The sequence below is a fragment of the Streptomyces sp. IMTB 2501 genome, from assembly GCF_001953885.1.
GTDB lineage: Bacteria > Actinomycetota > Actinomycetes > Streptomycetales > Streptomycetaceae > Streptomyces.
Map to the genome: position 1 here is coordinate 52,467 of NZ_MQUS01000004.1, position 17,558 is coordinate 70,024.

General features: G+C 69.9%; 15 protein-coding genes and 2 pseudogenes. 12 read left to right on the forward strand and 5 right to left on the reverse strand.

The window, feature by feature from the left end; all coding sequences use genetic code 11:
- Positions 1–176: 176 nt before the first annotated feature.
- The 3 genes from AV521_RS08705 (at position 177) to AV521_RS46430 (ending at position 1,425) form a co-directional block, all read left to right on the forward strand.
- Positions 177–422 (forward strand): hypothetical protein, encoded by a 246-nt coding sequence (locus AV521_RS08705; RefSeq protein WP_076085938.1) that lies wholly within the window; start codon positions 177–179, stop codon positions 420–422.
- Between the two features lie 415 nt (positions 423–837).
- Positions 838–1,179: an SsgA family sporulation/cell division regulator gene (locus AV521_RS08710; RefSeq protein WP_256725481.1), complete on the forward strand. Its 342-nt coding sequence runs from the start codon at positions 838–840 to the stop codon at positions 1,177–1,179.
- A gap of 42 nt (positions 1,180–1,221) precedes the next feature.
- Positions 1,222–1,425 (forward strand): NIPSNAP family protein, encoded by a 204-nt coding sequence (locus AV521_RS46430; RefSeq protein WP_079249182.1) that lies wholly within the window; start codon positions 1,222–1,224, stop codon positions 1,423–1,425.
- A gap of 255 nt (positions 1,426–1,680) precedes the next feature.
- On the opposite strand, the gene AV521_RS08720 is transcribed toward AV521_RS46430, so the two are convergent.
- The 3 genes and pseudogenes from AV521_RS08720 to AV521_RS08730 form a co-directional block, all read right to left on the reverse strand.
- The gene (locus tag AV521_RS08720; protein ID WP_079249183.1) at positions 1,681–2,148 is read right to left on the reverse strand and encodes a PP2C family protein-serine/threonine phosphatase; all 468 of its coding nucleotides are present in this window, start codon (positions 2,146–2,148) and stop codon (positions 1,681–1,683) included.
- Between the two features lie 141 nt (positions 2,149–2,289).
- A pseudogene (locus AV521_RS08725) lies at positions 2,290–2,763 on the reverse strand (MFS transporter); the annotation flags it as partial.
- Between the two features lie 407 nt (positions 2,764–3,170).
- Positions 3,171–3,824: a TetR/AcrR family transcriptional regulator gene (locus AV521_RS08730; RefSeq protein ID WP_079249184.1), complete on the reverse strand. Its 654-nt coding sequence runs from the start codon at positions 3,822–3,824 to the stop codon at positions 3,171–3,173.
- A gap of 252 nt (positions 3,825–4,076) precedes the next feature.
- Between AV521_RS08730 and AV521_RS08735 the strand changes: the two genes are divergently transcribed.
- The 3 genes from AV521_RS08735 to AV521_RS08745 all read left to right on the forward strand — a co-directional run bounded on the left by AV521_RS08735 (position 4,077) and on the right by AV521_RS08745 (position 9,264).
- Positions 4,077–7,298 (forward strand): bifunctional cytochrome P450/NADPH--P450 reductase, encoded by a 3,222-nt coding sequence (locus tag AV521_RS08735; protein ID WP_076085950.1) that lies wholly within the window; start codon positions 4,077–4,079, stop codon positions 7,296–7,298.
- A gap of 160 nt (positions 7,299–7,458) precedes the next feature.
- A complete protein-coding gene (locus tag AV521_RS08740) occupies positions 7,459–8,505 on the forward strand; it encodes a zinc-binding dehydrogenase (RefSeq protein ID WP_076085953.1) in 1,047 nt (348 codons plus the stop codon).
- Positions 8,506–8,613: 108 nt separating this feature from the next.
- Positions 8,614–9,264, forward strand: coding sequence for a TetR/AcrR family transcriptional regulator (locus AV521_RS08745; protein ID WP_076085956.1), 651 nt, complete (start codon positions 8,614–8,616; stop codon positions 9,262–9,264).
- Here AV521_RS08745 and AV521_RS08750 read toward each other — a convergent pair.
- Complete coding sequence (locus AV521_RS08750; RefSeq protein ID WP_076085959.1) at positions 9,230–9,868, reverse strand: TetR/AcrR family transcriptional regulator; 639 nt, start codon at positions 9,866–9,868, stop codon at positions 9,230–9,232. The two genes, AV521_RS08745 and AV521_RS08750, sit on opposite strands and share 35 nt — an antisense overlap.
- Before the next feature lie 138 nt (positions 9,869–10,006).
- Between AV521_RS08750 and AV521_RS08755 the strand changes: the two genes are divergently transcribed.
- The 6 genes from AV521_RS08755 to AV521_RS08780 all read left to right on the forward strand — a co-directional run bounded on the left by AV521_RS08755 (position 10,007) and on the right by AV521_RS08780 (position 16,875).
- Positions 10,007–11,152, forward strand: coding sequence for a VOC family protein (locus AV521_RS08755; RefSeq protein WP_076085962.1), 1,146 nt, complete (start codon positions 10,007–10,009; stop codon positions 11,150–11,152).
- Positions 11,149–12,087 (forward strand): fumarylacetoacetate hydrolase family protein, encoded by a 939-nt coding sequence (locus tag AV521_RS08760; protein WP_076085965.1) that lies wholly within the window; start codon positions 11,149–11,151, stop codon positions 12,085–12,087. The genes AV521_RS08755 and AV521_RS08760 overlap by 4 nt, the downstream gene beginning before the upstream one ends.
- Positions 12,084–13,724 carry a bifunctional 3-(3-hydroxy-phenyl)propionate/3-hydroxycinnamic acid hydroxylase gene (locus AV521_RS08765; RefSeq protein ID WP_076085968.1) on the forward strand — a complete coding sequence of 547 codons (1,641 nt, stop codon included), beginning with the start codon at positions 12,084–12,086 and terminating at the stop codon, positions 13,722–13,724. Before AV521_RS08760 ends, AV521_RS08765 begins: the two co-directional genes overlap by 4 nt.
- Entirely contained in the window at positions 13,721–15,754 is a 2,034-nt protein-coding gene (locus AV521_RS08770) for an acetoacetate--CoA ligase (protein ID WP_076085971.1), read from the forward strand. The genes AV521_RS08765 and AV521_RS08770 overlap by 4 nt, the downstream gene beginning before the upstream one ends.
- Positions 15,751–16,098, forward strand: coding sequence for a DoxX family protein (locus tag AV521_RS08775; RefSeq protein WP_076085974.1), 348 nt, complete (start codon positions 15,751–15,753; stop codon positions 16,096–16,098). The genes AV521_RS08770 and AV521_RS08775 overlap by 4 nt, the downstream gene beginning before the upstream one ends.
- Positions 16,099–16,170: 72 nt before the next feature.
- On the forward strand, positions 16,171–16,875 hold the full coding sequence (locus tag AV521_RS08780; protein WP_143658588.1) for a hypothetical protein: 705 nt from the start codon (positions 16,171–16,173) through the stop codon (positions 16,873–16,875).
- Positions 16,876–16,947: 72 nt separating this feature from the next.
- Here the strand turns inward: AV521_RS08780 and AV521_RS08785 are convergent.
- Positions 16,948–17,228: pseudogene (locus AV521_RS08785) on the reverse strand (4-hydroxy-2-oxovalerate aldolase); the annotation flags it as partial.
- Positions 17,229–17,558: the final 330 nt, after the last annotated feature.

Consider the following 17,558-nt stretch of genomic DNA (forward strand, 5'->3'; position numbering starts at 1 on the left):
CGGATTGCTGTCGCTGTTTCCTCCGTGGCGGTCGCGGGTGTCGCCGTTGTCGGTGCCGGGGGCACCGCTTCGGCCGCGACTACTTCCCCCGTGCACGTCCAGCGGCCGGCCGTCGGCGTCGACGCCGCCGACTACCGTTGGGACCACGGCGTCGGCTACCTGATCGAGCAGGGCTATTGCTGGGACGCAAACCGTGGCTGGCACTACGACGACCGTGTCACCGACCGTCCTGGCACAGCCGCGACGGTCGCTGCTACCGCTGGGACGACGAGGGGCGCGGGTGGAAGTCCGACAGGTCGTACCGGCACAACTGGAACCGCTACGAGCGCGACGGCCGGGACTGGGACCACCACGACCAGTACCACGGCGACCGGGACTACCTCGGCTGGGACCACTACGCCCAAAACCACGGCGACCGGTGAGACAGGTACTGCTTGTGCCCACATGGGCCGAAGCCGTACCCCTCGCTCTGATGCCTGCCGGCGGCAGGGACGCGACCGCTGGTCAAGGATCAACGGTCCCCTGACCGCCGCCCCGGCGGGCGATTGAGTCAGGGCCTGTTCCTCTTGAACCTGCCTGCGCACACCTACCCGTGTCGCAGGCACGCGCCGCCACGCTGCCGCGCCGCCACGAATCGCATGGCCCGCCGATGCCGACCGGCGCCCGAGCCCTGCTACAACGCCTCTTCCTCCGATGCCTTTGCGCTGCCGCAAGCGGCAGGACGCAGCCGAGGCAGGGGATGCCTGGGAGTGAATACCGATGGAGTCTTTGAGGACCGTGGTTCAAGGACTGACCGCGCAGCTCGTCGTCTCGCGCACCTGCTCGCTCCCCCTGTGTATGCGTCTGCGGTACGAGCCCGCCGATCCCTATATCGTCCGTGCCGCCTTCTTCCCCCACAGCGACGAGCCGGTCGAATGGGTCCTGGGGCGTGATCTTCTGACCGAGGGTCTGAAAGGTTCCGCAGGTCATGGGGACGTCCGGATCTGGTCGGCCGTCGGCCATGGCGACCAAGCGATGTACATCGCTCTCGGGTCTCGCGCGGGCACCGCCCTATTCGAGGTTCCCGTGCAGGACGTCAAGGCATTCCTGGAGCGCACGGAGGCTCTGGTGCCACGGGGCACCGAGGCCGGACGCATCGACTGGGATGTCGAACTGGCACACCGGCTCTCGCAAAGCTGACCACTGACTATCCACGCTCAGACAGAAAAGGAACGAGTGTCCATGTCCCAGTACCAGCTCCGTGTCTACACGCAGTGCAGCCCTGAGGCGCTCGTCGCCTACGAGAACATCTGGTCCAAGCACATCCCCGGTATGACGAAGTACCGGATCACCACGCACGGCATCTGGACGGTGCCCGCGGCTTTCGGAAGTGAGACGCCCAAGCTGTACGCCCTCGTCTCCTACAAGGACGGCGACGACGTGTAGGAACGGCTGCTGGCGTACCTGGCCAGCCCCGAGTTCAGCGCCGACATGGAGGGCTTCGACCTCGGCCAGATCGTCGGTGTCACCGAGACCGCGCTGACGCCCACCTCCGACTCACCCTTGCGCTGACGGTTCCCGCGCGACCGGCGCTTCGGCCATAGGGGCCATGGTCCAACGGCTCTTGTCACGGGGAGGATTCCCCGGCACGGGACATGAGGTGCGGCCGGTGCAGATGACGCGAGGGGGTGCGTTCGGTGATCAGAAAGCGTCGTCGTCGGTGAGTCGCCCTCCGGTGTGCGCGAGCAGGTCACGGTGAATGTGGTGCAGCAGCGCGTCGGGGCTTGAAGGCGGGAAGGCGGCGACTCGTTCGGCAAGCGGATAGAAGGCTCCAGCTGGTGAGCGTGCTTCGATCACGCCGTCGGTGTAGAGCAGCAGCATGTCACCCGGTTCCAAGGTGAAGGGGTCGGTGCTGTCCTTGCGGACGCAGAGGGCGCACAGGCCCAAGGGGGGCGCGGGCCGGCGGGAGTGCGGGACGATCACCTGGTCTCCCCGGACCAGCAGGGGCGGCGGATGGCCGCAGTCGAGCATCTCGGCCTGGGGGCCCTGATCGGGGATGTCGAGCATGACAGCAGTGATGAAGTGCTCGTCGGCGTCGTGCGCGGTATCAGCGACCTCCTCCAGGTTCCGGCAGACGCTGTCTTCGACTGCGGTGACGTGTTCGGGCAGGGAGTCGTACCGGTGAGCGCCCTCACGGAAACGCGCCCATCACCACCGACGCCTCGCCGATGGAGGCCGGCCCATGGCCTCGTACGTCGCCGATGAGTACCCGGGGGCTGGGATGATCGGCGCGGGCGACCGCCAAGAGGTCACCCCCGATCTGGGCCCCCTCCTCAGCGGATCGGTGAAGGTGGTCATCAGGACCGACAGGGCGGACGGGGCCAGCAGGGCGGCGAACAGGCCCTGAACTGCGCGCGCGATGACGAGCACGGCGAAACCGTTCGCCGCGCCTGCCACCATGGAAGCGGCCGCGAAACCGGCCAGACCCACCAGGAACGTCACCTTCTGCCCGACCAGGTCCGCGACCCTGCCGCCGAGCAGCAGCAGACTGCCGAAGGCCAGCGCATAGGCGGTGACCACCCACTGCCTGTCGGCGTCCGAGAAGCCCAGGTCGTGCTGGGCGGACGGCAGGGCGATGTTCACGATGGTGCCGTCGAGGACACCCATCAGCATCGACAGGGAAATGACCAACAGAATCCACCAGCGACGCCGGTGCGACAGGTCGGGCGCATTCTCAGCTGTGGTCTCGGCGCCGCAAGCAGCGACGGTGGCGTTCTGGGACATGGGGGCAGCCCTCCGGACAGCGAATGGGCGATGGAGGAAGAGAGAAAAGAACGGATCGAGAGATCGGGGAGGTCTCATCCGGTACGGGGCGCCACTTCGCGCTCACGGGCGGGAGCACTCGGCGACGTAGCCGCCTCGGTGAACGGATGACGCGGGTGATTCAGCTCGACGAGGCCGACGGTCTCCCCCCTCAGGAGGGAGACCAGGAACAAGCCGACGACCATGGTCATTTCACGGTTCAGCGTCGGCCTACGGCTGCCGTGCAGGGGCTGGATGTGGAACCACCCCGCCGGGCGGTCTCACCCGATGTGACGAGGTGGCTCCCGTGTGTCGCAGCCCGGGATCCCCCGGCTGCGGGCGCGCCTCAGGCGCCAGCGCCTATGGCGCAGCGTCTCAGGCTGACTGGCTCAATGGCCGGCGTGCCGGCCGTCTCGACCGGCGGTGAGGCGGCCTTCCAGGCCCGTGATCAGCGTGTCCATCACTAGACGGAACATGTGGTCCTGGTCCGGGCCTTCAGGGGCCGCACTCGTAGAGCCAGGGTCTGCGTCCGCGGCCCCGTCTTCGTCGGCTTCAGGGCCGTGGGACTTGAGGGTCGACCACTGGTGGAGAGCGCCGTTGAGTTCGGCGGCGAGGACACCGACGACGACGGCGGCGATCAGCGCGGCGATCTCCGGGGCCTTCGACCGCGGTACCCCGGCGGCCGCCACGATCGCGGTGAGCGCGGTCCAGAACGGGTCGTCGGGCTGGATGAAGTCCGGCTGGTGGCTGAACGAGTAGGCCATCAGCTTGGGGTGACGGTGCGCCAGCGTCCGGAAGTCCGTTGCGAGCAGACGGATCCGCTCCTGCCAGGGAGCGTCCTCAAGCGTCACGGTGCGGAACTGGGCGCCGACCATTCTCGTCACGCCACGCAGCACGGCTTCCTTGTTCGGCACGTGGTGGTACAGCGACATCGGATTCGCGTCGAGCTCGGTGGCGAGTTTGCGCATGGTGAGCGCCTCGACACCGTCCGCGTCGATCAGCCGCAGGGCGGCGGCGTAGATCCCGGCCTCGGTCAGAGGCACGTCTCTCTTCCTCGTTCCCCGCGGGGGACGTCTCACCTTCTTTTCCATACCTCGTACGGTATCAGTTCCGTACGCAGTATGGAAATGAGCTTCATCACGGTCCCACCTGGAGTCCCGGGGTTGCACTCCACTTTCCGTACCGCGTATGGTTCGAGTTCCATACGGCGTATGTTTCTGTATGGCGCCGCGGCATCGACCTACGCAGCGCGCCCTTGCCCATCCCCCTCCACCCCCTCCGCAGAGGAGCAAGACATGACCACGCACTCCGCGAACGACCTTCGCCCCATCCGGTCCCCGCGCGGGATCCCCCTCCTCGGCAACACGCCGCAGATCCCCGACACCAATCCGGTGGAGTACTTCGGTGAGCTGTCCAAGCAGTTCCCCGAGGGCATCTACGGCATGGACATCGCAGGCGTCGAGCAGGTCTTCGTCTACGACCCTGACCTGGTGGCCGAGGTCTGCGACGAGACGCGGTTCTTCAAGCAGATCGAGAAGACGCCGCTGAGCCATGTGCGGGACTACACGGGGGCGGGCCTGTTCACGGCCCACCAGCACGAAGAGGAATGGGCCATGGCCCACCGGATCCTGCTGCCGGCCTTCAGCCAGCGGGCCATGAAGACCTACTTCGGTCAGATGCTGGAGATCGCCCAGAACCTCGTCGGCAAGTGGGAGAGCCGGGAGGGTCAGCCGGTCGCCATCACCGACGACTACACCCGGCTCACCCTGGACACCATCGCCCTGTCCGGCTTCGGCTACCGGTTCAAGTCCTTCGACAAGGAGGAACTGCACCCCTTCCTCAACTCGCTGCTGGAGGCGCTGATCGAGTCGATGCGGCGCTCCCAGGAGCTGCCGATGATGACCAAGCTCCGCAAGGCGGACGACAGGAAGTACCGCCAGAACATCCAGCTGATGCGCGACCTGGTCGAGAGCGTGATCAAGGAGCGCCGCGAGGGGAAGGGCACCGGCGAGGAGGACCTGCTCGGCCTGATGCTGGAGGCCACCGACCCTGAGACCGGCAAGCTGCTGGCGGACGACAACGTCCGCGACCAGGTGGTGACCTTCCTGATCGCCGGTCACGAGACCACCAGTGGTCTGCTGTCGTTCGCCACGTACTCGCTGATGCGCAACCCGCACGTGCTGGCGCAGGCGTACGCCGAGGTCGACCGCCTGCTGCCCGGTGACACGGTCCCGGACTACGACACGATCATGCAGCTCGACGTGATCCCGCGGATCCTGGAGGAGACCCTGCGCCTGTGGGCTCCCATCCCGCTGATCGCCAAGGCACCCATCGACGACACCGTCATCGGCGACCGGTACGAGCTGAAGAAGGGAACCAGGGCCAACATCCTCATGGGCGCGCTGCACTCCCACCCCAAGGCGTGGGACCGGCCGGAGGAGTTCGACATCGACCGGTGGCTGCCGGAGAACCGCGCCCAGCAGCACCCGCACGCCTACAAGCCGTTCGGCAACGGTGTGCGTGCCTGCATCGGCCGGCAGTTCGCGCTCACCGAGGCCCGCCTTGCCCTGGCGCTGGTGCTGCAGAAGTTCAAGCTCTCGGACACCAGCGACTACAAGATGGACGTGCGGGAGGCGTTGACGCGCAAGCCCGGCAACTTCGAGCTGATCGTCCGTCGCCGTCAGGAGCACGAGCGGACCGTCTTCGGCGCCGCGGACCTGCAGACCGGCGACACGCAGGCGCAGGCAGCGGTCAGCGGTGTCGGGGTGAACCTGACCGTCGCCTACGGCTCCAGCCTGGGTTCGTGCGAGGACCTGGCGCGCACCATCGCCGACCGAGGTGAGCGCTCCGGCTTCGGCACCACGCTGGTGAGCCTGGACGATCTGGGTGACAACCTGCCCTCCGAGGGCCTGCTCGCCGTGGTGGCGGCCAGCTACAACGGCAAGGCTCCCGACAACGCCCAGCGCTTCGACGACCTGCTCGCCGCCGGGCTGCCCGAGGGCTCGCTGGCGAATGTGAGGTTCGCGCTGCTGGGCGCCGGCAACACCCAGTGGGTGGCCACCTACCAGGCATTCCCCAAGCGGATCGAGGAAGGTCTGCTGGCCGCCGGCGCCACCCCCATCGTCGAGCGCGGCATCGCGGACGCCGCCGGGGACTTCGACGGCATGGCCACGCGGTGGATGGACAACCTGTGGGCCACCCTGGCCGAGGAGTACGCCGCCGACACCTCCCAGGCGAGCGGCAGCCGCTACCAGGTCCAGCTGCTCACCGAGTCCGACGTGCGTCCCGCCATCGTCTCCGAGCAGGCGTACCCGCTCACCGTGGTGACCAACGACGAGCTCGTGGCCGACGCGACCGGCCTGTGGGACTTCCAGATCGAGCCGCCGCGCCCGTCCGCGAAGTCCATCACCTTCGAGCTGCCCGAGGGCGTCACCTACGACACCGGCAACCACCTGGCCGTCTTCGCCAAGAACGAACTCGCCCTGGTGGAGCGCGCACTGAGGCGGCTCGGCGTCGAGTACGACCAGGTGCTCCGGCTCGACCAGCCCAGCGGCGGCCGCACCCACTTGCCGGTCGGCACCCCGGTCACCGCCGGCATCCTGCTCACCGAGTTCCTGGAGCTGCAGGACGTGGCCGCCCGGTCCCAGATCCAGACGCTCGCCGAGTACACCGAGTGCCCGTGGACCCGGCCGCAGCTCCAGGCGTACACCGCCGACACCCAGGAGGCCGAGGAGCGCTACCAGAAGGAGATCCTCGGCAAGCGCATCTCGGTGCTGGGCCTGCTGGAGCGCTTCCCGGCCGTCGAGCTGCCGCTGGCGGTGTTCCTGGAGATGATGGGCCCCATCCGCCCGCGCTTCTACTCCATCTCCTCCGCCCCGTCCGCCAACCCGCGCCATGTGCGCCTGACCGTCGGCCTGCTGGAAGGCCCGGCCCTGTCCGGCGACGGCCAGTACCGCGGCACCTGCTCCTCCTACGTCGCGGGCCTTGAGCCCGGTGACGTCGTCTACGGCTACGTCCGCGTGCCCTCCCCGACGTTCGCCCCGCCCGCCGACCCCGCCGCGCCGCTGATCCTCATCGGCCCCGGCACCGGCATCGCGCCGCTGCGCGGCTTCCTGGAGGAGCGGGCGACACAGCACGCGAACGGCACCCAGGTGGGCCTGTCCCAGGTGTTCGTCGGCTGCCGCCACCCGGAGCACGACTACTTCTACAAGCAGGAGATGCAGGACTGGGAGCAGGCCGGGATCGCGCAGATCCACACCGCCTTCTCCGCGGTGACCGGCCACCCGGCCCGGTTCGTGCAGAACGCCATCGCCCATGCCGCCGACACGGTGTGGCAGGCCATCGAGGACGGCGCGTACATCTACGTCTGCGGTGACGGCCGCCGCATGGCCCCCGCCGTCCGCGAGGCACTCGCCGCCATCCACCGCCAGAAGACCGGCAGCGACGACGAGACCGGCCAGCAGTGGCTCGCCCAGCTCGAAGCGGACGAGCGCTACCAGCAGGACGTCTTCGCCTGACCGTCGCACGCCGACAAGGCGCGCTGACCCCCAGCCGCCGGGAGGCGTGCGGACGTCCAGCCTCCCCCGCACGCCTCCCGGCCCCACCAGCCATTCAGACACCCCGTGGCACCCATGGCCCGAACCACCGGGCCGTGCCGCTCACAGAAAGCAGATCACCATGGACACCATGCTCGCCGGACGCTTCCACCTGGACAGCAAGAAGTTCGCCGTGGAGGAAGTCCCGATCCCCGTGCCGGGTCCGGGCGAGGTCCTCATCGAGGTCAAGGCCGCCGGCGTCTGCCTCTCCGACGTGCACCTGCTCGACGGCTCCCTCGTCCCGCTGTTCGCCACCTCCGACACCATCACCGTCGGCCACGAGGTCTCCGGTGTCATCCACACGCTCGGCCCCGATCTCAAGCGCGGCCTGCCCGTCGGCACCCGCGTCACCCTGGCGGCCGGCAAGACCTGCGGCACGTGCGCCGGATGCGTGCGCCACCGCCCCTGCACCCAGATGCTCACCGCCGGCATCGACTACGACGGCGGCTGGGCCGAGTACGTCATCGCCCGCGAGGACACCCTCATTCCCATCCCCGACAGCCTCCCCTTCGACCAGGCCGCGATCATCCCCGACGCGGTCTCCACCCCCTACGCCGCCGTCGTCGCCACCGCGGGCGTCCGTGCCGCCCAGTCCGTCGGCGTCTGGGGCGTGGGCGGAGTCGGCGCCCACAACGTACGTCTCGCCCGCCTGGTCGGCGCCGCCCCGATCATCGCCGTCGACCCGCTGCCCAGCGCCCGCGAGCGCGCCCTGGCGTTCGGCGCGGACCTCGCGCTCGACCCGGCAGCCCCCGACTTCGCCGACCAGGTCCGCGCAGCCACCGGCGGACGCGGCCTCGACTTCGCCTTCGACTGCGCCGGCGTCCCCGCCGTCCGCGACCAGGCCGCCTCCGTGCTCGGCCTGGGCGGCTCCCTGATCCTGGTGGGCATCACACCCCGGCCACTGACCATCACCGAGGGCCTGACCTTCAACTACCTGCAGAAGCAGGTGCGCGGCCACTACGGCGGCTTCCCCGAGTCCGTCTCCGAGCTGGTGCAGCTGACCGCAGCCGGCCGCCTCGACCTGGCCCCCTCCATCACCGACCACATCCCGCTCGTCGAGGCCGCCGACGCCGTCCACCGACTGGAGAACAAGATCGGCGACCCGATCCGCCTCATCCTCGTCCCCTGACGCCCGTCAGCAGGACAACAAGCCACCCTGGGCAGGGGTGAGTCGGCGCCGGTGCGTGAGGGAGCACCGGCGCCCGCGGCTTTCCGGCAATCGTGGAGAGAAAGAACCATGCAGGCGACCGACGCCCCTGGCCGTACTGTGCAGCGCAAGGATGCTCACTCCAACCGCCGACGCATCCTCGCGACCGCCCGGCGGAAACTGCGGGAGGACCCGGACGCGAGTCTCGACAGCATCTCGCAGGCGGCCGGCGTCGCCCGGCGCACCCTCTACGGACACTTCCCCAGCCGGCATGCGCTGATCGCCGACCTGACACGGGAAGCAGGCCATGAACTCCGGCAGGCGTTCGCCAGAGCCCGTACCGCGGATGCCGACCCGGTCGAGGCGATGACACGGATGGTGTTGGCGGCATGGGCGGGGGGCGACCACTACCGCATGCTCATCGCCTTGGGACGGCGCCATCTGGGAGAGGACGCGATCCGTACCACTCTGGCACCGGCCCGCGCTGAGGCCGTCGCAACCCTACGGCGCGGTCAGCGCGAAGGCGTCTTCACGGACCACCTTCCAGCGCCCGTCCTCGCCCAGGCACTGGAGGCACTCATGCTGGCCCTCGCCGAGGAGAACGCCGCATCCCCATGGGCGGACCCTACTGGTGAGGCCGCGGCAACCGCGTTCCTCGTCGCCGCCGGCGTAGCACCACAGAGGGCCGCGCTTCAGGTGCGGGAGGTCATCGGGCGAGTTCGGGCAGCGGGCGACGGGTGACCTCGTGGGCGTCGTCCGCAGCGAGGCCGAGCATGCGCAGGACCATCTCGGCCAGGTCAGAGGCCGCCTCGTCGCCGTCGAGGTCCGGGCGGTCCAGCCGGAGAGCCACCAGGGACAGCAGGGTGCCGCCCAGGGCGGACAGGGCGGTGGTCGCGTTGCCGCAGGTGAAACGGCCCGAGGCGATGCCGATCTCCAGGTCGCGCAGGGCGCGTGGGGCGAGGCCGCGGTCGGAGTGGATGTGGGACAGGCCGCGGTCGCGCAGGATTCGCATGAGTTCCGGGTGGGAGTCGGCCATCCGGGCGGTGAGCCGGAAGCCGGCCGCGACCAACTCGGCCGGGTCGTCGATGCCTTCCACGCGCACGTCGATGACCTGCCCGAACTCCTCCAGGGCGTCCGTCACCGCCGCGTCGAACAGCTCCGTCTTCGACTCGAAGTGGTTGTAGAAGGACCCGAACCCGACATCGGCGCGCTCGGCGATGGCCTGGATGCTCGCGCTCGTGTCCCCGGTTTCCGCGAGGATCTGCCGGGCCGCGCGGACGAGCGCCTGGCGGGTCTCGGCACGGCGTCGCTCGAAGCGGTTCTTGGGCGGGGCTGACGTCGGCATACGGCCCAGTGTAACCGCCGCAACGATGATGCTGCCATTACTGATGAGATCCTCAATTATTCGGGCTGCGCCTATTGACGACAAGAAACGGCAGAGTTGATGATTTCCTCATTGCGGCAGTGTTGCTTGGAGGACACCATGTCCCACATCCCCGTTAACAAGGGCGGTCCTCTGACGCCCCACCAAGACCTCCACAGTGAGCAGGGCGCCCTACGCGGTGAACACCCCGGACGAGCTCGGAATCCCGTGATCAAAGTGGCGGACCTGGCCTGGCTTGAGTTCGAGAAGCCGGACCTGGACCGGGCCGAGGTGTTCGCCCGCGACTTCGGATTCGCCGTCGCCGCCCGCACCGATCACGAGCTGTGGCTGCGCGGCACGTTCGCGGGCTCGCCCTGCATGGTCATCCGGCGCGGCCGCGCCTCCCGCTTCCTCGGGCCGGCGTTCCGCGCCGCCGAGCGGACCGATGTGGACCGGCTCGCCGCCGCCGTCGGCCACACCGTCCGGGACATCGACGTCCCCGGCGGCGGCCGGTCGGTCGCCCTGTTCGATCCCTCGGGACTCCCGGTGCGGGTGGTGCACTGCGCCGAACCGCTGCCCGCGCTGCCCGGACAGCAGCCGCTGATCCTCAACACCGGCATCGAAGGCCCTCGTACGAACACCACCCAGCGCCCGCCTCGTGAGCCGTCCCGTATCCAGCGCCTCGGCCATGTGGTGCTGGAGACGCGGACGTTCACCCGCACGCTGGACTGGTACCTGGACACCCTCGGCATGATCGTGTCCGACTTCCTGTTCCTGGACGGGCAGCGCCGACGCGGGCCGACCATGGCGTTCATCCGCTGCGACCAGGGCAGCCTGCCCGTGGACCACCACACCCTCGCCCTGCACCTCGGACCGGGCAGCGGCTACGTCCACTCCGCCTATCAGGTCACCGACCTCGACGCGATCGCCGCCGGCGGGGAGTACCTGGCCGAGCGCGGCTACCAGCGCAGCTGGGGGATCGGCCGGCACATCCAGGGCAGCCAGCTCTTCGACTACTGGCGCGACCCCGACCGCTTCATGCTGGAGCACTTCGCCGACGGCGACCTGTTCTCCTGCGACCTCGAACCCGGATGGGCACCGATGTCGGCGAGCGGACTGGCCCAGTGGGGCCCGCCCGTCACCCGCGACTTCCTGGGCACCAGCCCCTCCCCCGCCAAGCTCCGCGAGGTCATGACGGCCCTGCGCGACGACAACGAACTCGACCCCGCACGCCTGCTGGGCCTGATGAAAGCGATGAGCTCATGAGCACCAACGTGCTGCGCACCCCCGACGGCTGGTGGGCCGTCCGAAACGAGCGCGCCGTCCGCATCGAGACCAAGGCGGTCACCACCGCCGAACTGCTCGCCGACCGGGCCGCCGTGCAGGAGGCCGCCGCCTCCGGCGAGCGCGGCACACCCGTCGCCGACCTGGTGGCGCTGCCCCCGGTCACCACCCCCTGCCGGGTGGTCGCCCAGATGGTCAACTACCGCAGCCACGCCAAGGACTCGGGCTTCACGGGCGACATACCGCCCACCTTCTTCCGCAAGGCGTCCGGCTCGGTCAGCGGCCCGCACGACACGATCGTCCGCCCCACGCACGTGAACTTCCTCGACTACGAAGTCGAACTCGGCCTCGTCATGGGCGCGACGCTCCCGGTGGGCACGGTTGTGGAGGAGCAGGACCTTCCTTCGTACGTCGCCGGGCTCGTCCTCACCAACGACGTCAGCGCCCGCGACGTCCAGCTGACCAAGACCCAGTTCTACGAGAGCAAGTCCTACCCGACCTTCACGCCGACGGGTCCGTACCTGGCCCTGCTGGAGCCGGAGGACTTCGACCGTCTGATCGACCTGCGACTGCGGCTGTCGGTGAACGGCGTAACGCGTCAGGACCGCACCCTGGCCGACATGATCGTGCGGCCCGCCCAGGCGCTCACCCTGCTCGCCCGTTTCCAGACCCTCGACCCGGGCGACCTGCTGCTGACCGGTACGCCCGGCGGCACCGCCCTGAAGGCCCCGCCCAAGCCGGTCGAGAAGATCGCCGCGCTGCTGCCGCCCGCGCTGAAGTGGAAGGCGTTCTTCAACGGCCAGGCCAAGAACCCCTTGTACCTGCGCGACGGTGACCTCGTGACCGCCTCGATCGCCACCCCGGACGGGCGGATCGACCTGGGCGAGCAGCGGACCGCTGTGGGGGCTGCGACGTGAGCGCCACCACCCGCAGACCGGTGGTGATCATCGGGGCGGGGCCCGTGGGAGTCACGGCCGCGCTCCTGCTGGCCCGTTACGGAGTGCGCAGCCTGCTCCTCGAACGCCACCCCGATGTCTACCCCCTGCCGCGCGCCGTCGTCGTGGACGACGAGGTCCGCAGGATCCTGCAGAGCGCCGGCGTCCACGAGGAGTTCGCCGCCATCGCCCGGCCGGCGCCCGGGCTACGGCTGCTGGACGCCCGGCGCCGCGTGATCAGCGAGTTCCCGCGGTCCATGCACGGACTCCACGGCTTCCCGCAGCTGAGCATGTTCAACCAGCCCGAGCTGGAACGTCTGCTGCGGGGCGCCCTGGCGCGCCGCCCGGAGTGCGAGCTGTGGAGCGGGGTGGAGGTCGTGTCCGTCACCGAGTCCGACACACCGAACACCGACACACCCGACGATCCGGCGGGTCCCGTCCGGGTCACCTTCCGGCGCGGCGGCAGTGACGAGGAGGAACACCTTTGGGCCGATGCCGTCCTCGGCTGCGACGGGGCGGGCAGCCTCACCCGTGACGCCATCGGCGCCGCCTGGGAGGACCTGCACTTCCAGGAGAGCTGGCGGGTCATCGACGTGCGCACCAGCCGCCCGGTGCGCACCTGGGAAGGCGCCGAGCAGATCTGCTGCCCCACCCGGCCGGCCACCTTCATGCGCATCAGCGAGGACCGCTACCGCTGGGAGTTCCGGCTGGCCGACGACCAGAACCTGGAGGGCCCGGACGGATGGGAGCGCCTGCGCGAGCTGGTCGCCCCCTGGGTGGACCTGCCGGCCTCGCGGAGCGACGACTTCGAGGTGGTACGGCAGGCGCAGTACACCTTCCAGGCCCGTCTCGCCGACCGGTGGCGCAGGGGGCGTGTCTTCCTGCTGGGCGACGCCGCCCACCTGACCCCGCCCTTCGTCGGGCAAGGTCTGTGCTCCGGCCTGCGCGACGCCAACAACCTCACATGGAAACTCGCCCGGGTCCTCCAACAGGGCGCGCCCGAGGAACTGCTGGACACCTACGAACGCGAGCGCAAGCCGCACGCCCGCCATGTGATCCGCGTGGCGGTGGCCGTCGGCTGGGCCATGACCGGCGGACAGGACCGCTGTGCGGCCTTTCGCCGGGCCGTCGTGGGCACGGTCTGTCGCATCCCCGGCGTGACCGAGGCGGCGAGCCGTGACCTCAGCCCCGCCCTGGCCGCCGGCCCGCTGGTACGGCGCCGGCCCAGGCTGGCCGGCCGCGCGCTGGCCGGCACCTTCTGCCCGCAGCCCTGGATACGGCACGACGGCAGGCGAGTGCGTCTCGATGACGTCGTCCGGGACGCCTTCGTCGTCCTGACCGCCGTACCGGCCACGGCGCAGATGACGGCAGTGACCACGGCACTGGGCGCCCCGACGATCCACGTCGGTGACCTGGACGACGACGGCACGCTCGCCGCCTGGCTGGCACGCGGCCGGGCGGACGCCGTCCTGCTGCGCCCCGACCGCGTCGTGATGGACACCGTCCCCGCCGGATCCGGCCACTTCCCGGACCCCACGGCCTGGGCCTCCCTGCTCCACACGGCCCGCCCCACCACCGATGCCCGATCCGTCTCCCTGCCGAGGAGCACCGCACCGTGACCATCCCGCCGCCCACGCCGCATCCGGCACCGTTCCTGCCGCCCGACCCGAAAACGGCCGCCGGCAGCCGCATCGCCGACTTCGCCCGCTGGGCCGCCCGACACCAGGGCGCCGAAGGGATTCCCGACCCGACCGACTACCAGGCCCTGCACCACTGGTCCGTCACGGACCTGGAAGGATTCTGGGCCGCGGTGTGGGAGTACTTCGACATCGACGCCACCACTCCGTACGAGCGGGTGCTGGCCGAGGAAGCCATGCCCGGCGCCCGCTGGTTCCCCGGCGCCACCCTCAACTACGCCCACCACGCACTGCGCAACCTGCACCCGGACGCCCCCGCGATCACCGCACTGGACGAGACCGGAGCCACCTACGAGATCACGGGCCGGCAGCTCCGCGCCCAGGTCGCCTCCGTCGCGGCCACCCTGCGCGACCTGGGCGTCGGACAGGGCGACCGGGTGATCGGCTACCTGCCCAACACCCCCCACGCCGTCATCGCCTTCCTCGCCACCGCCAGCCTGGGCGCGGTGTGGTCCGTGTGCGGCCAGGACTACGCGCCCAAGGCCGCCGCCGACCGCTTCGCCCAGCTCGAACCCACGGTGCTCATCACGGCGGACGGCTACCTCTTCAACGGCACCCGCCACGACCGTCGCGCAGCCTCCCTCGACCTCGCCGACGCCCTGCCCACGCTCAAGGCCACGGTCCTCGTGGATCACCTTGGCCTTGCGTGGTCCGAGACCCGGGCCGCGGGCCTGACGGTTCCCTGGGAGGACGCGGCCGGCCGCACCGAGTACCTCGGGATCACTTCGGTGCCGTTCGACCACCCGCTGTGGATCGTCTTCTCCTCCGGCACCACCGGGCTGCCCAAGGGCATCGTCCACGGTCACGGAGGCGTCCTGCTGGAGCACCTCAAGATCCTCGGCCTGCACTGCGACCTGGGCGTCGGTGACCGCTTGCTGTGGTACACCACCACCCACTGGATGATGTGGAACCTGGTCGTCTCCACCCTGCTGACCGGTGCCGCCACCTGCACCTACGACGGCAGCCCCGCGCCGGTGGCGCGCCCGGACGTCCTGTGGGAGCTGGCGGCCCGCCACAAGGTCACCGTCTTCGGCACCAGTCCCCAGTACCTGCTGGCCATGGCCAAGCTCGGCGTCGACCCCGCCATGCACGACCTTTCGGCGATCCGCGTCATCGGCTGCACCGGCTCCGCCCTGCCGGCCTCCGCCTACCCCTGGGTCCGCGACCACGTCGGCGCAGGCGTCCAGCTCGCCTCCACCAGCGGCGGCACGGACGTCGTCTCCGGCTTCGCCGGCAGCGCCCCCACCACCCCGGTGTGGGCGGGTGAACTGTCGGCCCCCAACCTCGGCGTGGCGCTCGCGGCGTACGACGGCGCGGGACGGCCGGTCGTCGACCAGGTCGGCGAACTGGTCGTCACCCGGCCCATGCCGTCGATGCCGCTGTACTTCTGGAACGACCCCGACGGCAGCCGCTACCGTGACGCCTACTTCAGCGCCTACCCGGGCGTGTGGCGGCACGGCGACTGGATCACCCTCACCTCCCACGGCTCGGTGATCGTGCACGGCCGCTCCGACGCCACGCTCAACCGCAACGGCGTACGCCTGGGCAGCGCCGACATCCACGACATCGTCGAACACCTCCCCGAGATCGCCGAGGCTCTCGTCATCGGGGCGGAGGAACCCGACGGCGGTTACTGGATGCCGCTCTTCGTGGTCCTCGCCGACGGGGTCGGTCTGGACGAGTCCCTGTGCGAGAAGATCCGCGACGCGATCCGCACCGGCGCCTCACCCCGCCACGTCCCCGACGAGATCCTCGCCGTGCCGGCCATCCCGCACACGAAGACCGGCAAGAAGCTCGAGGTCCCGGTCAAGCGCCTCCTCCAGGGCGCCCGCGCCGACCAGGTCCTCAACCCCTCCGCGGTCGACAACCCCGACCTGATCGCCCACTTCACCGTCCTGGGAGCCGAACGCCGCCAGGCCCGCCGCCCGCACACCCCCGAAGGCGCCTCGTGATCCTCTCCGCCTCGCTGACCTGTCTCCTCGCGCTGATCTTCGCCCTGCTGGGCGCGGCCAAGATCCTGGCCCTGGGCCCGATGCCCGAGCTCGCCGCCCACGCCGGCTTCACCACCACGGCCTACCGGGTCATCGGCGGCCTGGAGCTGGCGGGCGCCATCGGCGTGGCCCTCGGCCCGGTCGTACCGCTGTGCGGCGGCCTGGCCGGTATCGGACTGCTGATGCTGCTCGCCGGTGCCGTGACCACGCACGTACGCAAGGGCGACGGGCTGACCAAACTCCTCCCCGCGGTGACATGCGCTGCTTTGGTCGCCTGGTATCTCGTACTCCTCGCCGGCCCCTGACCCGTTCCGGGGGACTGTCAGCCTCCACTCGTCCTGTTAGCGAGCCCACGGCGGGGCTGGCAGACTGAATCTGTGGTTCCGCTGATGGTCGCGGCGGATCAGATCGCGTCCTCGTCGCTTACCGGCGCCAGTGTGGTATCAGTCTGCGCACTGCTCTTCACCGTCGCGTCGTTCTGGTGGCTCAACGCCCGGCAGGGACGCCTGCAGGCGTGGGAACCTCATTCCTTCGCGGCCATCGTCCACGGTTCCACGGCACGCCTACGACTGCCGCTCGTCCTGCACAACACCGGTCCCAAACCGATCGTCGTGCAGGACCTCATCCTGACCTTCCCTGATGAGCCCGCCTCTCATCTGCCACTCCTGTGGGTGTCCTCGCCGTCCCGGCTCCAACCGGGGCCGGACGAGGAGGCGAAGCTGCCGGCGGGGTTCGTCGTGCCCGGCAGAGAAGCGCAACAGCTCTTCCTTGAGTTCGAGGCACCGTTTTCCGGATTCCTCCCGGAGGCCCGTGACTACAAGGCCCAGATACAGGTGCGGGTCGGCCACCGCAAGGGGTGGCGCCCTCTGCTGACGTTCACCTTGAGGGCCGCCAACATCATCGATCCAGATCGCTACACCGTTTACGACAACGCACCGGTCGAGCTGACGAAGGAAGACCGGAAAAGAGCGGATGCCGCGCTCCTCAAGCTGCTGGAAGAGCACGGGGACGGCTCCCCTCCGGGCGGCAGGAGACAGGGAGACCCTCCGAATGACGAAGGTGACGCCGACACGAGCCGCTGACATCGCCGTCCGTCCTCTGATGTGGACAGCGGTGGCACCGGCCCCGCCGGGCCGCCACAGCCACCGCACCGATCACTCGCGCCAGTCGACGCAACCGGCCGCCGCGAGGTCGAGCGCCATGTCCGTGATCATGTCCGCCTGGCCGCCGACCATCCTGCGCCGGCCGGCTTCGACAGGGATCGCCCGGGGTGTCCAGGCCGTGACGGCGCGCCGCGGCAACGGCGTTCCGGAGGAAACCGGAGTACACGCCCGCGTACCCGAGGGCGAGCGTCTGGGGGTCCACCCACACCTCGCGGGCCTGCAGGGGGCGGACGATGTCGGTCGGCAGCGTCCATCAGGCGAAACGGGTCGCAGCTTCCGCGACCATGAACAGCCTGCGGCCGAGAAGCCCGTGCGCCCCTCGGCGGGGGCAGGCATCGCCTCAGACGCCTCCAGGGGCGTTCGACTTTGCGAGGGCGAAGGCTGTGACTGTTGGTCGCCAAGGGCCCCGGCCGGATTTGCCGAGCACTCGACGCGAGGGCGCAGGGAGGAGAACCCGGGGGCAGCGGTGCCGACGCCGGAGCTGCAGCACACCCACCCGCAAGCCCCCGCCGGCCGCGCCTGCAGGGGCTTGCCGTCGAACGAACCTCTCACAGACGCTCTCACACGTCTGTCACCAACTACGTCGACTCCTCCGGACCGCG

What these genes read in the sequence shown, in the direction of transcription:
- AV521_RS08710 (WP_256725481.1), top strand. Translation starts at nt 838, where the DNA reads ATGCGTCTGCGGTACGAGCCCGCCGATCCCTATATCGTCCGTGCCGCC.
- AV521_RS46430 (WP_079249182.1), top strand. Translation starts at nt 1,222, where the DNA reads ATGTCCCAGTACCAGCTCCGTGTCTACACGCAGTGCAGCCCTGAGGCG.
- AV521_RS08735 (WP_076085950.1), top strand. Translation starts at nt 4,077, where the DNA reads ATGACCACGCACTCCGCGAACGACCTTCGCCCCATCCGGTCCCCGCGC.
- AV521_RS08740 (WP_076085953.1), top strand. Translation starts at nt 7,459, where the DNA reads ATGGACACCATGCTCGCCGGACGCTTCCACCTGGACAGCAAGAAGTTC.
- AV521_RS08745 (WP_076085956.1), top strand. Translation starts at nt 8,614, where the DNA reads ATGCAGGCGACCGACGCCCCTGGCCGTACTGTGCAGCGCAAGGATGCT.
- AV521_RS08750 (WP_076085959.1), bottom strand. Translation starts at nt 9,868, where the DNA reads ATGCCGACGTCAGCCCCGCCCAAGAACCGCTTCGAGCGACGCCGTGCC.
- AV521_RS08755 (WP_076085962.1), top strand. Translation starts at nt 10,007, where the DNA reads ATGTCCCACATCCCCGTTAACAAGGGCGGTCCTCTGACGCCCCACCAA.
- AV521_RS08760 (WP_076085965.1), top strand. Translation starts at nt 11,149, where the DNA reads ATGAGCACCAACGTGCTGCGCACCCCCGACGGCTGGTGGGCCGTCCGA.